Origin of the sequence: Thermogemmatispora sp. (genome assembly GCF_019683635.1) — a bacterium.
GTDB lineage: Bacteria > Chloroflexota > Ktedonobacteria > Ktedonobacterales > Ktedonobacteraceae > Thermogemmatispora.
In genome coordinates this window covers 1-13,719 of the sequence record NZ_JADGIA010000142.1, presented here as the reverse complement: position 1 = coordinate 13,719, position 13,719 = coordinate 1, and the positions used below count along the sequence as shown (strand labels likewise).

At 61.4% G+C, this 13,719-nt stretch carries 11 protein-coding genes and 1 pseudogene; 5 read left to right on the top strand and 7 right to left on the bottom strand.

Features of this window, described 5'->3' with window-relative positions; all coding sequences use genetic code 11:
- The first annotated feature begins 202 nt into the window (after nucleotides 1-202).
- Nucleotides 203-529: an RRXRR domain-containing protein gene (locus tag IRZ31_RS21450; RefSeq protein WP_363325675.1), complete on the top strand. Its 327-nt coding sequence runs from the start codon at nucleotides 203-205 to the stop codon at nucleotides 527-529.
- A 92-nt stretch (nucleotides 530-621) separates the two neighbouring features.
- Nucleotides 622-876 carry an RRXRR domain-containing protein gene (locus IRZ31_RS21445; protein ID WP_363325672.1) on the top strand — a complete coding sequence of 85 codons (255 nt, stop codon included), beginning with the start codon at nucleotides 622-624 and terminating at the stop codon, nucleotides 874-876.
- On the opposite strand, the gene IRZ31_RS14975 is transcribed toward IRZ31_RS21445, so the two are convergent.
- The 5 genes and pseudogenes from IRZ31_RS14975 to IRZ31_RS14960 all read right to left on the bottom strand — a co-directional run bounded on the left by IRZ31_RS14975 (nucleotide 857) and on the right by IRZ31_RS14960 (nucleotide 5,812).
- A complete protein-coding gene (locus IRZ31_RS14975; RefSeq protein WP_297155028.1) occupies nucleotides 857-1,771 on the bottom strand; it encodes a DMT family transporter in 915 nt (304 codons plus the stop codon). The genes IRZ31_RS21445 and IRZ31_RS14975 overlap by 20 nt on opposite strands.
- 330 nt (nucleotides 1,772-2,101) lie before the next feature.
- A complete protein-coding gene (locus IRZ31_RS21440) occupies nucleotides 2,102-2,926 on the bottom strand; it encodes a sulfite exporter TauE/SafE family protein (RefSeq protein WP_363325674.1) in 825 nt (274 codons plus the stop codon).
- 87 nt (nucleotides 2,927-3,013) lie between these two features.
- A pseudogene (locus IRZ31_RS21435) lies at nucleotides 3,014-3,361 on the bottom strand (DUF1634 domain-containing protein); the annotation flags it as partial.
- A gap of 466 nt (nucleotides 3,362-3,827) precedes the next feature.
- Nucleotides 3,828-4,613, bottom strand: a complete 786-nt coding sequence (locus IRZ31_RS14965) for a 3-oxoacyl-ACP reductase family protein (RefSeq protein WP_297155024.1) — start codon at nucleotides 4,611-4,613, stop codon at nucleotides 3,828-3,830.
- Nucleotides 4,614-4,852: 239 nt separating this feature from the next.
- A complete protein-coding gene (locus IRZ31_RS14960) occupies nucleotides 4,853-5,812 on the bottom strand; it encodes an MBL fold metallo-hydrolase (RefSeq protein WP_297155022.1) in 960 nt (319 codons plus the stop codon).
- A gap of 377 nt (nucleotides 5,813-6,189) precedes the next feature.
- On the opposite strand from IRZ31_RS14960, the gene IRZ31_RS14955 reads away from it, so the two are divergent.
- Both IRZ31_RS14955 and IRZ31_RS14950 read left to right on the top strand, forming a co-directional pair.
- Nucleotides 6,190-7,731, top strand: a complete 1,542-nt coding sequence (locus IRZ31_RS14955; RefSeq protein WP_297155020.1) for a carboxylesterase/lipase family protein — start codon at nucleotides 6,190-6,192, stop codon at nucleotides 7,729-7,731.
- A gap of 105 nt (nucleotides 7,732-7,836) precedes the next feature.
- Entirely contained in the window at nucleotides 7,837-8,778 is a 942-nt protein-coding gene (locus IRZ31_RS14950; RefSeq protein ID WP_363325673.1) for a U32 family peptidase, read from the top strand.
- Between the two features lie 135 nt (nucleotides 8,779-8,913).
- Here IRZ31_RS14950 and acs read toward each other — a convergent pair whose 3' ends face one another.
- Nucleotides 8,914-10,854, bottom strand: a complete 1,941-nt coding sequence (acs, locus tag IRZ31_RS14945) for an acetate--CoA ligase (RefSeq protein ID WP_297155016.1) — start codon at nucleotides 10,852-10,854, stop codon at nucleotides 8,914-8,916.
- 688 nt (nucleotides 10,855-11,542) lie between these two features.
- Here acs and IRZ31_RS14940 point away from each other — a divergent pair.
- Nucleotides 11,543-12,922 (top strand): PQQ-binding-like beta-propeller repeat protein, encoded by a 1,380-nt coding sequence (locus tag IRZ31_RS14940; RefSeq protein WP_297155014.1) that lies wholly within the window; start codon nucleotides 11,543-11,545, stop codon nucleotides 12,920-12,922.
- 176 nt (nucleotides 12,923-13,098) lie between these two features.
- On the opposite strand, the gene IRZ31_RS14935 is transcribed toward IRZ31_RS14940, so the two are convergent.
- A complete protein-coding gene (locus IRZ31_RS14935; RefSeq protein WP_297155012.1) occupies nucleotides 13,099-13,548 on the bottom strand; it encodes a nuclear transport factor 2 family protein in 450 nt (149 codons plus the stop codon).
- Nucleotides 13,549-13,719: the final 171 nt, after the last annotated feature.

Sequence of the window (13,719 nt, the reverse complement as noted above, 5' to 3'; positions counted from 1 at the left end):
GGGGTGCGTGAGCCAGCTCCAGGCCCTGTCGCGGGCGGTGAAACAGGTGTACGGGGTTGAAGCCAGTGCCGTTCGCAGAACAAGCCGGGAGAACGTCGGCGAGGCTCACTTGACCGTCCTGGGGCACAAGCCCGGGACGAGGAAGGAGGCGTCAGCCTTGCAGCAGCGAGTGTTGGTCGTAGGAAAGGACAAGCGGCCGCTCATGCCGTGTAGTCCCGCCCGGGCCCGGATGCTCCTACAAGCCGGCCAGGCGGCGATCCTGCGGAGGTATCCTTTCACGATCATGTTAAGGGACAGGCAAGGGAGAGAGGTTCAGCCGGTCGTGGTGAAGTGCGATCCCGGTTCGGAGACCACGGGGATGGCCCTGGTGGCTGAGTTCGCCAGGCGGGGCCGAATCGTCGTCTCGTCGTCTGGGCGGCGGAGATCCACCACTGGGGCAAGCAGGTCCGGCAGGCGCTCGCGGAACGCCGGGCTCTGCGCCGGGCCAGGAGGAACCGCAAGACGCGCTACCGCAAGCCGCGGTTCCTGAACCGGAATCCGCAGAAATGCGACGGCTGCGGGAAGAACGCTCGGCACGGCAGCCGGTCCTGTCGCGCCTGCGGGGCGGGAGACGGGCAGGGGTTGCGGGACAAAGGCTTGCCCCCTTCCCTGGAGAGCCGGGTCGAAAACGTCGTTACTTGGGTGAACCGTCTCTGCCGATATGCGCCGGTCTCCTTGAGAACGGTTGAACACGTCAAATTCAACACCCAACTGCTCCAGAACCCCGACATCTCGGGCGTGGAATATCAACGAGGCACCCTTTTCGGGTACGAGTTGCGAGAGTACTTGCTGGAAGAGGCTGTCAGGCTCTTCGGACTCAGAGCGAAGCCAGTATGATCCCCAATGCCAGCACCAGGCCCCCGAGCCAGAAGCCAGGTCCCAGGGCTTCCTGCAGCAAGAGTGCGCTCAGCAAACCGCCAACCAGGGGCTGGGCGAAGAAGAAAATTGCAGCCACTCCGGCGGGCAGCCGCTCCACACCGCGGTACCAGAGAAACCAGGCGAGAGCTGTCGCGCCCAGTCCCAGGTAAAGTACGCTCGCCAGCGAGGCGGGCGAGAGAGAAAGAGCAGGGTGCTGAGCCAGTTCCCAGAGGGCCAGAGGAGCAAAAAAGACCAGGCTCCAGAGCGTGCCGTAGGTCGTGACCACCAGGGCTGAGTGCTTGCGTACCAGCGGCGTCCCGAGCACAGTGAACAAGGCCCAGAACAAGGCCGAGATAATCAGCAGCCCATCACCAATGAGCAGCGAACGGGCCTGCGCACTCAAGCCGCTTCCCTGCTCACTACCAACAATGATCACCACGCCAGCCAACGCCAGCAGGGTACCGGCAACAACGCGCCAGCGTGGGCGCTCGCCGAGCAGGAGCCAGGCCAGAGGTACAATGAAAAGGGGCGTGATCGTGGTCAACAGCGCTCCATCATGGGCGCTGGCCAGATCGGTCCCCATGAACTGCGTCGTGATCGTAGCGGCGATGCACAAGCCAAGCAAGGGCAGGCGCCAGCGTTCCTCACGAGGGAGAGGCTCCCGAGGACCGCTCAGACGCAGTACCAGCCAGAGAGCAGCGCCTCCCAACAAAAGGCGCAGCAGTCCTAACGTGATGGGAGGAATGGCGCCAAAGCTGGCACGACTCACAACGTACATGCCTCCCCAGAGGCAAGAGGCTCCAAGTGGGGCCAGGCCCGCCAGGCTCTGTCTGCTGCGGCGCTGGCTTGTCGAAGGTCTGGAAGAAGCCTGCACAGTAACCTTTCCTCAGTTCTCATTGCTTGCTTGCAAACAGCATACAGCATAGGGAGACTGCAAGACCATTGCTTGCGCTACCAGCAGTGGAAGATCAGCAAATCTGCGGGCGGAGATCGCCTTGCTGGCATGGCCCGAAGGATGCGCACGTACCAGCATTCATGTTCCACCGTTGGTGGCGGGGCGGGCGCTCCTGGTAATCACCAATCAGCGTATCAGCGGGCCTGGCTGAGAATCAAAGGCCCAGCTCAAGCAAGGCGCTCGGCCTGGGCTGGGCTGAGATGCTGGCTGCTGCACCTGCGCGGTGGTGGTGGACCAATGGGGCTGTGGCTAAATGCCCCCGATCCCCAGACCGTGGAGAATCATCTCCACCGCGGTCGCCACAATCACTGGTAGAAAGACCAGGCGGATAACACGGTTGCTCAAGCGCGAGAGCAGGCGGGAGCCGATCAAGGCCCCGAGGAGAATTCCCAGCGCGACCGGAGCAGCCACCAGGGGGGGGATATCACCGCGGGCGAAGTAGATGCCGGCGCTGGCCGCTGCCGTCACGCCGATCATAAAGTTGCTCGTTGTCGTCGAGACCTTCAGGGGCAGGCGCATCACCACATCCATCGCCAGCACCTTAAAGGCGCCGCTGCCAATGCCCAGCAGGCCCGAGATAACCCCAGCCAGAAACATGAGGAGCAGGCCCAGGGGAGTACGCGTCACCTGATAGCTTACCTCGCGCCCGAGATGCTCATCGGGATAGCTACTTGCCAGACTCAGGTGGGCTGCCAGCCAGTCGTTCTGCACGCCAGAGGGCAGCTCTTCGCCTATTTTGAAGAGCGTGGGCAAGGCCGATAGCAACAGGATGATGCCGAAGATGATTCCTAGGACGCCGGGAGCGAGCAGCCCGGCCAGGAATGCGCCGCTGATGGCTCCTGTGGTGGTGGCCAGCTCCAAAAACATGCCTACACGCATATTCGTGATGCGGTCGCGCACGTAAGCTGCTGCCGCGCCGCTGGAGGTGGCGATCACTGAGATGATGCTGGCACCAATGGCGAAGCTGATTGGCAGCCCGAAAGCCAGCGTCAGCAAAGGCACGATCAAGACACCGCCGCCCAGGCCGATCAGGGAGCCGAGGAGGCCGGCAACCACCGAGCCGCAGAAAATCAGAGCGAAGACGAGGGCGGAAAACTGGAAATGGGCCAGGCTGCTGAGATGGGTGCTGCTGGTGCCCCGGTCGCCAAAGAAGAGGCTATAGAGCAAAATCAGGAGGACGGCCAGCGTAATCAGTACATAGCGGGCGTCGCGCTCTAAAGCGAAAGCGACGATCGAGGTAGCGACGCGCAGCACTGGAGTGGCGATCAGCACCACCAGGCCAAGCACGATGAGCGCAGGGGCTTGCCATTGGAGCAAACCAGTCAGCAGGTCGGGAAGCGAGTGAGGAAACCGGGCCACACTCGTCGTCCCTGGGCCGCCAGGCTGCAGAAAGAGCCAAGCGACACCGATCACAATAATGGCGGCGCTCACCAGGACGCCGCCCTGTAGAATCCAGCCGATAATGGTTGCAGCTTGAGCATCAACGGAGCGTGCTGCGGCTGTTGCCATCTCAGTTGCAGTCTGCCGCTGCTCCAGCTGGGTGCCTGGCAGCGGCCCTGTGTTGTTACGGGTCATGCTCTCCTGTCTCTCCTGCTATCCTGTGATGATCAATGGGTAGGTCACGGTCGCGCTGGGGTAGAGGTGCCAGATCGACCGCTGTTGCACTGAACGGGTCAACAAGGTGCGCTGGCTCTCTTTCTCCCCCTATCTATGAACTATAGGTCACTTTTTGTAAAAATGCCATCCCATCGATCTTGCGTTCAGAAGCAGGAGCGTGGGCCAGTCTCTCCTCGAAGAGCGTTGCGGGTGAGCTTTATCACATTCGTGATGACAGGCGAAACCAGAAGCAGACAAGGCGAAGATCCTGGCGGGAAGAGGAGAGCGGAGCAGGAAAGGCAGCCTGCTCCTTGCTTGCTGACCTTCAGCGCTGGCTCCAGGGGCCGCGTTGCGCCAGGGGCCAGCGCTGAAAGCTCGGCTACTGAGGGGTATCTCCCTGATCCCACCATAGACCCATGCGAGCGGTGGTGCCCCCATCGACAAAGAGCACCTGGCCCGTAATGAACTCGGCGGCATCTGAGACGAGAAAAGCGACTGCTGGTCCGATATCCTCGGGGTGACCGACGCGTCCCCAAGGTACGAGGGTATTGCCCAACTCGCGGGTGTAGCCCGGGATGGCGAAATAGCGGGGGACCTCGATAATGCCGGGGCCAACGGCGTTGACGCGGATGCGCTGCGGGGCCAGTTCGATGGCCAGCTCGCGTGTGAAGGCTATGATGGCCCCCTTGGTGGCAGCGTAGGCCGAATGGCGCGGAAAGCCGGCGTAGCCATGAATCGAGGTAATATTGACGATCGAGCCACCGCCACGTTTCAGCATATAGGGCACGGCCTGCTGAGCGCAAAAGAAGTAGCCACGCATATTGAGATCGAAGACTTCGTTATAGGTCTCTTCGCTGATTTTGAGGAAATCGTCGGCGCGGGTGACCCCAGCGTTATTGACCAAAATGTCCAGGCCGCCCAGGGCCTCAGCAACCTTGTCGACGACGCGGCGGCAGTCGGCCACCTGGGCCAGATCGCCCTTGACGGCAACCGCTTTGCCACCCAAAGCTTCAATGCGTGCCAGCGTTTCGCGGGCACCCTCTTCGCTGTGAGCATAGTGGATACCAACGCTAGCGCCCTGGCGCGCCAGCTCGACGGCGATGCCCTGGCCGATGCCCATGCCAGCACCGGTGACTAACGCCAGGCGACCGGAAAGCATTCCCATAGCTTCGCTCCTCTTCCTTTCCCCTGGCGGGGAGTTTGGACTAGCGACCTCGTTGTCCTTGGCTGCCTGCGAGTCAACAAAACAGGCCGACTGGTGGACTCACTTGGTAAGCCTGGTTCAGACTCGCCCTTGTCCCTCAGATGAGTCCCCGTCGTGGTGACTGCCTCGCTCTCTCTGGTCCCTCTGTCAAGCGGCAGGGGGAAGTGGACCCGACGAAAAACAAGGCCGAACCCTAAAGCTTAGCCTCGGACGGCCTCCCAGGCCACAACCCCTTCGCGCTGAAGGCGGCGCACACGTCCGTAGCGCTCCAGCCAGCGCATATGCGCCTCCAGTGCATACTCCAGATCGGGTGGAAAGCCAAAGGGGCCGAGCAAAGGGTCGGTCAGCTCAATCAAGCGAGCGAGCGTCAACGGCTCTGTGGCCTCGGCCAGCAGGCGTGCTAGCACGGCATCGGTGCGCAAGACGAAATCGCGGCTGGCCTGTAGGAAGGTGGTCACCTCCTGATCGCGCATGATGGGGAAATGGCCGGTGAGCAGGATCGCCGGCTGCAGGGAAGCGATCGTCTGAATCGAGGTGAGATAGATATCGCGGTCGGTATAGGGAGGAGGAGCCGTCGGAGCGCCATCGCGATCGATCTGGGTAGCGCCGTTGAGAGCATCGCCGATAATCGCCACGCGCCGGCGGGGTTCCCACAGCATCAGGTGGCCTGGCGTATGGCCGGGCACGTGGAGCACCTGGAGCATCAGCTCCGGCCCGCACCGGATATCCTCGCCGCCGGTCAGGCCGAGCGCCGTTGGAATCGGATTCCCTTGCCAGGAGCGCAGCGTCTGCGTCATCTCCGGGACATAGGTCAGGCCATGATCAGCATGATAGGCATCGTAACGCTCGCGGAAGATCGCCTCCGCGTCCTCGATCCAGTGCCGATCGAGAGCCGGCACCAGCGTCAACGCACGCGGGCAGGCAGCACGCAGCATCTCCAGACCGCCGAAGTGATCGACATCGCCATGCGTCACCAGGATCATATCCAGGCGGGCGGGGTCACCCAACCGTTCCGCGAGCCAGGGAATAAGCACCTCGCGAGCCAGCTCGGGTGTGCCCGCATCGACCAGCAGCGAGCGCTCTCCAACGATCAAGTGATGGGCCATCAGCTTCTTGCCGATGTAGGCTTCCTGGCGATAAATGCCAGGTACAATCTCCATGACCTTCCTCCATTTCTTGACGCGGCTTGACGTTCAATGGCCACGTAACGTATAGTTGCTGTGACAGGGCCACCGCCTGACCTGACAGGTGCCAGAAGATGAGAGGTCGGCATGTTCTAATGGTACATCAGACAAGTGCCGCTACTCAATGCATTCGTCCCCGCTACCTCTTACCCAGTCAACCCCCGCAAACGAGCACACGGCCTCGATCGCTTGCCGCCGGCTCCTGTCCCGCTCCGGGGCTGGTAGCGGCATGATCGGCCCTCCGGTGGAAAGAGGAATGAGTAGAGCCAGTCTGTTTCCCTAGGAACGTAGGGAAGGAAGAAAAGAGGCAGATCTGTAGAGTACGATATCGAACGAAAGGAAGCACTTAAGCGATGGCTGATCTCATCGTCGAAACCTCTGCCGGAAAAGTCAGAGGGACCACCATCCACGATGTCGCAACCTTCAAGGGCATTCCCTATGGTGGGCCGACGGGAGGACGCAACCGCTTCCGCCCGCCGACAAAGCCGGAACCCTGGACTGGGGTCCGCGATGCCCTCAAGTATGGTCCGGCCTGTCCGCAGCCACCCGAAGGGATGAAGCGTCTCCGGGCCATCATTGGCGAGGCAGGACGCGAAGAAGAAAGCGAGGACTGCCTCTTCCTCAACGTCTGGACGCCGGCGATTGCCGATGGCCGCAAGCGTCCCGTACTCTTCTGGTGTCACGGTGGTGGCTTCAGCATGGGTTCTGGCTCGGCAGCCTTCTATCGCGGCACCAACCTTGCGCGACGTGGCGACGTCGTTGTCGTCACTGTCAATCATCGTCTAGGGCCGTTTGGCTACCTGCACCTGGCCGACCTCTTTGGTGATGACTATGCCGAGTCCGGTAACGTAGGCATGCTCGATCTCGTCGCAGCTCTAGAGTGGGTGCGTGACAACATCGAAGCCTTTGGGGGAGATCCCCAGAACGTCACCATCTTCGGTGAATCGGGCGGCGGTGCCAAAGTCAGCGTTCTGATGGCCATGCCCTCTGCCGCTGGCCTCTTTCGGCGCGCCATTGTCCAAAGCGGGCCAGCCCTGCGCATGGCCACGCGCGAAAAGGCCAGCGAGCGCGCCGAACGCCTCCTTCAAGCCCTGGGCATCTCACGCACCAATAGAGAGCAGTTGCACGAGGTCCCAACGCAGCGCCTCATCGAAGTCAACGACGCTGTCAACCCCAATGCTCTCGGCCCCTGGGGGCCAGTCGTCGATGGCCAGATTCTTCCGCAGCATCCCTTTGATCCCCAGGCGCCAGCCATCTCCGCGCAAGTCCCGCTCATCATTGGCACCAACAAAGATGAAGCCACCCTCTTCCTGCTGGGAGATGCTCAGCTTGGCGCCCTTGATGAGGAGGGCTTGCGTCAGCGGGTCCAGCTGCTGGTCAGGGACAAAGAAGCTGCTGAGCGCTTGCTGACGGCTTACGCACGTGCCTATCCCGATCGGACGCCGGCGGAGCGCTATGCGGCTCTTGTGAGCGATGCCATGATGCGTATCAACTCCATTCGCCTGGCCGAGCGTAAAGCTGCCCAGGGTGCAGCGCCCGTTTACATGTATCTCTTCACCTGGGAGACGCCGATCCTCGATGGCAGGCTCAAATCCTGTCACGCCCTGGAGATCCCCTTTGTCTTCGACAACCTGGAGCCGGCGCGGCGTTTCCTGGGCGCCACCGAGGGTCTGCAGCCGGAGCTGCAGGAGTTGGCCGCCAGGATGAGCGGCGCCTGGCTGGCCTTCGCCCGCAACGGTGTGCCTGCAGCTCCTGACCTGCCGGACTGGCCGCCCTATACGCCCGAGAGGCGGGCCACCATGATCTTTGATCTGCATTGTCGCGTCGAAGACGATCCTGGTGGAGAGCTGCGCCGTGCCTGGGAGGGTCTCCCCGTACGCGGCATGTCCGAATAGGCCGGGATAGTATAGTCGCGCATAGCAAGCAAATAGACAAACGAGCGACCTCATGTCATAGAGAGCAAGCAGTAAGGACAGGAGCGCAAAACAATGGCTGAGCTGATGCAGGAGACGCGCGCCTTCCTGCGACGGCTAGGTTTGCCGACGGGTGACGCGCACGATCTGCCCACCTCCTCCAAGCGTTTCCCCGATGGAGCCCAGTATCGCGTCGAGATCCCCAGTGTGGAGGGACCAGCGGCTCTGGAGGCCGTGCGCGAAGCGGCGCGTGAATATGGTGTGCGCGTCCATCGCGTCTCTCAAGGCAGCGGCATTATGTTGCTGCGCCGCGATGAAATTCAAGCGATGGCTCGTCTGGGGCATGAGATGGGTATTGAAGTCAGCCTCTTTGTCGGCCCGCGCGCCGGCTGGGATACAGGCGCCCAGTTCTGGAGCCGCTCAGGGCGCAACCTTGGAGCCAGGCAGCGGGGCATGGACCAGCTCCTCTATGCCCTGGAGGATATCCGTCGCGCTGCTCAGTTGGGCATCCGCTCGGTGCTGGTGGCCGACGAGGGACTCCTGTGGGTTGCCGGCGAGATGAAGAAAGCAGGTGCGCTACCGCCGAACTTCGTCTTCAAGCTCTCCGTCCAGATCGGCACAGCCAACCCGGCGGCGGCGCGCGTCATGGAGCAGCTTGGGGGCTGCACCCTGAATACGCCGACCGATCTCTCGCTGGCGCAGTTGGCGGCCATTCGGCAAGCAACCGACATGCCGCTTGATGTCTACGTCGAAGCTCCCGACGACTTCGGTGGCTTCGTGCGTCACTACGAAATTGCCGAGCTGGTGCGGATTGCCGCCCCGGTCTACCTCAAATTTGGACTGCGCAACGCCCCCGATGTCTACCCCAGCGGCGGCCATCTGGAAGCCACCGTCGTCGCCCTCTCGCGCGAGCGTGTGCGGCGCGCCAGCATCGGCCTGGAACTCTTGCAGCGTTACTATCCCGAGGCCACTACCTCTGAGCTGCGCGCGCCGGGACTGGGCGTTCCCGAACTCTCTGGTGCAGATTAGGCAGGCTCACCATTGCCAACAAAAGTAAAAAGAGCGACCGGGCAGAGTCATTCCACTACCCGGTCGCTCTTGCTCGCTGCTTCTACTCGTCTGTCTCACCGGGTTGCCGGCAGGTGTAGAAGCCGAGCGGGGAGGCTAGGCCTCCAGCGTTGTCACGTCGCCCAACGGCTGGCCCAGCTCGCGGGCGCGCAGGACGCGGCGCATAATCTTGCCGGAGCGGGTCTTCGGCAGCGCAGTCACAAACTCGATCTCATCGGGTGTGGCGATGGGGCCGACGTTCGTGCGGACGTGCTGCTTCAGCTCCTGGGCCATCGCCTCCGACGGCTCATTGCCGGCCTTCAAGATCACGAAGACCTTGATATGCTCGCCCTTGACTGGATCGGGCTTGCCGATCGCGGCGGCCTCGGCCACAGCCGGATGACTGACCAGGCTTGACTCGATCTCCATCGAACCCAGGCGATGGCCAGCCACCTTGATCACATCGTCGACGCGGCCCTGGATACGGAAGTAGCCGATCTCATCGATCGTGGCCGCATCGCCCGCGAAGTAGACATCGGGGATTGTCTCCCAGTAGGTGCGATAGCGGGCCGGATCGCCGTAGATCGTGCGCATCATCGACGGCCAGGGATGGCGAATGATCAGGAAGCCGCCCTTGCCGGTCTCGACAGGATTGCCATCCTTATCGACCACCGCTGCATCGATGGTCGGCAGCGGACGGGTGGCGCTGCCCGGCTTCAGCGGCAGGATCACTGTCGGGCTGATCAGGATCATGCCCGTCTCCGTCTGCCACCAGGTATCCATGATTGGCAAGGCATCGCGCCCGATGTTGTGGCGGTACCACATCCAGGCCTCGGGATTGATCGGCTCGCCGACGGTGCCCAGAATGCGCAGGCTGGACAGATCGTGCTTGGCTGGCCACTCTTCGCCGAAGCGCATCAGGCCACGGATCGCTGTGGGCGAAGTGTAGATGATGGTCACCTTATACTTCTCGACCACGCTCCAGTAGCGATCGGGGGCGGGATACTGCGGAGTGCTCTCGAAGAGGACGCCGGTAGCGCCGTTCAGCAGGGGACCATAGACGATATAGCTGTGGCCGGTGACCCAGCCAATGTCGGCGGTACACCAATAGATGTCGTCGGGCTTGATATCGAAGACGAACTTCGTCGTAGTGTAGACGCCGACCGCGTAGCCACCGTGGACGTGGACCACGCCCTTGGGCTTGCCAGTGCTGCCGCTCGTATAGAGGATGTAGAGGAGATCCTCGCTATCCGTCTCCTCGCACGGCACCACTGTATCGTTGGGGATATCCTGGAGCAGCTCATCGGCGAAGAGATCGCGTCCGGCCTGCATCGGGACCTCGGTGCCCTCGCGCTTGAAGACGATCACCTTCTCGATCGTGGGAGTATTGGCAAGCGCCTCATCACAGATCTTCTTGTACTCAATCAGCTTTCCCCCACGATGGGCCGTGTCGACGGTGATGAGCACCTTAGCACGAGCATCGTTGATGCGTTCCTCCAGAGCGCTCGCGGCGAACCCACCGAAGACCACCGTATGAATAGCGCCCAGGCGGGTAGTGGCCAGCATAGCGGCGACCAGCTCGGGAGTGACAGGCATGTAAATAGCAACGCGATCGCCCTTCTTGACACCGAGGTTCTGGAGGGCCTTGGCCAGGCGGTTGGTCAGCACGTACAGATCCTCGTACGTCAGCGTGCGGCTGGAGCCATCGTCGGCCTCCCAGTAATAGGCCACCTTCTGGCGTGTAGAGGTTTGCATGTGGCGGTCAAGGCAGTTGTAGACGATATTGAACTTGCCGCCAACGAACCACTGGAAGAAGGGCTTCTCTGTCCACTGGAAAGTGGTATGCCAGGGCTGGAACCAGTGCAGTTCGCGCGCCATGTCGTTCCAGAATTCCTCGCGATGCTCCAGCGACCAGCGATAGAAGTCCTCATAGTTCTCAAAGCCCTTGGACTTCATGTAGGCCATGATGTTGGCCCGCTCAACGACTTCGGGGGATGGGGGAAAGAGCCGCTCCTCCATCAGGATGGTGTCGGTGTTCTCAAAGCCGAGGTTGCTCATGACTGCTTTGTCCTTTCTGTCTGACGCTTGCTGCCATCGCCACCGACGGCGATGGAGTGGGGTTGAAGAAGAAACGATGTGCTGCAAGCTGATTGAGAAGGGCCAGTGTCGCGACACGCCACGCGCGAGCAGTTAAAAAACGACCCTCTACCGGTCTCTTGCCTGGCGGGCCAGGTTGCGCACCCTGACCCGGGGCCATGCCAGGCTCCGTTAAAGGGCCAACTCCCGCGCGTGATACAGATGGAGAGGAACGACGAGGTCCTGTCACTCCAGGTATTCCGCCGTGTGATACTGTATCGCGCAACCTATCGCACTGCGATACGTTATGCATGGTAGCATATTTGCTTGCCTGCGTCAAGAGTAGCTTCTACCTACCTGCTCGAAAGTACCAGCTCTGCCTGGTAGATGAATTGGAATATACTGCTATTTCGGACTTCGCAAAAGATAGTTTGCTACTCTAAATCAAAGGATTAATACATCTTCGACAGTTTGAAAGATGAAATGCTCCATGAAAAAACTCTCTCACTGAGGAGAAAGGCTTATGTCCACAACAACACACGCAGATCGGGAAAGAGGAGCTGGCGTGACAAGAAGAGATTCTTGTCAACTCATGAGAGAAAGGATCTGGTGCAGCGGAGTCAGAGCGCACTGGCGCTGGCCGTGGATGCCTAGGGGATTGGCGCTATGCGTGTTGCTCCTTGGTCTGCTTGTCGCCTGTGGAGGGAATCCAGCGAGTGGTGTAGCTACGCCGACTGCCTCGCCTCTTTCCCTTTCCACGCCGACCACTGGTGTCACGGCCACAGTGCCGGCGGCAACCGGGGGAGGCACAGACTGGACCACCTACCATCGAGACAACACCCGTAGCGGCTACATAGCCGGCGTGCCTGATCCGACGCGCCTGATCTCGCTCTGGACCGCCCATCTAGACGGAGCGGTCTATGCCGAGCCTCTCGTTGTGCATGGGCGGGTCATCGTGGCAACCGAAGGCGACTCTCTCTACGCTCTTGACCTGAACAAAGGCAGCGTGATCTGGCGTACCAGCGTTGGAACGCCCGTACCGCTCTCGACCCTTCCTTGTGGAAACATTGATCCTCTGGGCATCACTGGCACGCCGGTCTATGATCCAGCCACCAACCTGATCTTTGCCGTAGCTGAGGTAAGCGGGCCGCGCCATCTGCTCGTCGGAGTGGATGCCGACAGCGGAGCTCTCAAATTCAGTCGCGGCATTGATCCGCCGGGCGCTGATCCGCGTGTCCACCAGCAGCGGGCTGCTCTGGCCCTGGCCAATGGGCGCATCTATGTCGCCTATGGAGGGCTTTATGGCGACTGTGGCGATTATCGTGGGCGTGTGGTCGCAGTGCCTACCACCAACCCGCGGGCACCCATGCTGACCTTTACCGTGCCCACGCCCCGCGAAGGAGGGATCTGGGCCCCCGCTGGACCGGCGGTCGATGGCGCCGGTAATCTCTATGTCTCGGTAGGCAATGGCGCTGTTACCTCGGGCGCCTGGGATCATAGCGACTCGGTGCTGCGTCTCTCCCCCACCCTCCAGCTTGAGGATGGCTTTGCTCCTACGCAGTGGGCCAGCGATAACGCCGCCGATCTTGACCTCAGCTCCTTGGGGCCGGTTCTGCTGCCCAACGGCTTGCTCTTCATCGCCGGCAAATCGGGGATTGCCTATCTACTGCGGGCCAATGCTCTGGGTGGTGTAGGGGGGCAGCTTCAGGAGCAGCAGCTCTGTGATGCCTATGGTGGAGCGGCGCGCGTCGACAATGTCATGTATATCCCTTGCTCACTTGGCGTGCTCCAGGTGACCGTCGCCAGTGGTCCGCGCCTGATCCGCGGCTGGCAGGCGCCAGCAAACATCAACGGCTCACCTATCGTGGGCGGGAATACCGTCTACGTTGTCGATCGCACGGGGGCGCTCTACGCTCTCAATCGCCAGACGGGGGCGGTCCGTGCTCGTCTCTCCATTGAGCCAACCTCGCGTTTTGCCACACCCACACTGGTGGGGCATACTCTGCTCATTGGCACGATGAGCGGGGTCGTGGCGGCAGGGATCGCCTGAGTCCCAGCGGAGAAAAAAGGCGAGGGCAACCGAAGGGGAAGCAACATACAGGGCAGTGAGGCCAGGCTGGCCTAGATGGGGCGGAGGAAGCTCCGGCACTGCAGTGGCCCCAGTTTCCTCCGCTGGCGTGGCCTGGTGTGGCTCTCGTTGCCAGCACCGTCCTGCAACGCACCCCCTTAGCTCTGGCGAAGCGCGGCTCCTAGCGCGCGCAGCGTGTCCTCCTCAGCTCTCTGCTGAGGTGGGGCTTTGACTCGAAGACTGGTGATGAAAGTCCCCTCAAAGGTGCACTCCAGTCCGGCCTCCAGCGGATCATGCGCTTTACTGCGGCCTGCCCCGGCTATGGGACTCAGACCACCCTCGGTAGTGAAAGGCCGGACGGGCAGGCTCGCGAGCTGGAGATGGGCGGTCACACGGTTCTCAGTCTCACACAAATGTTGCAGGTGGAAGCGTAGGGTGGGAAGAGCGCTCTGAAGCGCCTGCAGCAGCTCCAGAAATTGAGGCTTGCTGAGATGCTGCGTGCCAGTCCCGTAATACACGAAGTGGTCAGCGAGGTAGGCGGCGGCTTGCTGGTAGTCCTTCTGTTCCAGAGCCGAGGCAAGCGCCACTAGCGTTGCTGCCTTACTCATGTAAAGACCTCCTCTTCATGAATTTCTTGTCATTGGCACATCTCAGACAGTAAGATCTCTCTTCCCTGAGAGCCTGCTTGATTGACCAAGGCGAAACGGTCATCCTCTTCCTGATACGCCATGCTCGCGGAAAAGGTGACATCTTTGGTCACAAAACAGGCATTAACCTCC

Excerpts from the sequence above, each read along its gene's own strand:
- IRZ31_RS21450 (WP_363325675.1), top strand. The coding sequence starts at position 203 with ATGCCGTGTAGTCCCGCCCGGGCCCGGATGCTCCTACAAGCCGGCCAG.
- IRZ31_RS14965 (WP_297155024.1), bottom strand. The coding sequence starts at position 4,613 with ATGGGAATGCTTTCCGGTCGCCTGGCGTTAGTCACCGGTGCTGGCATG.
- IRZ31_RS14960 (WP_297155022.1), bottom strand. The coding sequence starts at position 5,812 with ATGGAGATTGTACCTGGCATTTATCGCCAGGAAGCCTACATCGGCAAG.
- IRZ31_RS14955 (WP_297155020.1), top strand. The coding sequence starts at position 6,190 with ATGGCTGATCTCATCGTCGAAACCTCTGCCGGAAAAGTCAGAGGGACC.
- IRZ31_RS14950 (WP_363325673.1), top strand. The coding sequence starts at position 7,837 with ATGCAGGAGACGCGCGCCTTCCTGCGACGGCTAGGTTTGCCGACGGGT.
- acs (WP_297155016.1), bottom strand. The coding sequence starts at position 10,854 with ATGAGCAACCTCGGCTTTGAGAACACCGACACCATCCTGATGGAGGAG.
- IRZ31_RS14935 (WP_297155012.1), bottom strand. The coding sequence starts at position 13,548 with ATGAGTAAGGCAGCAACGCTAGTGGCGCTTGCCTCGGCTCTGGAACAG.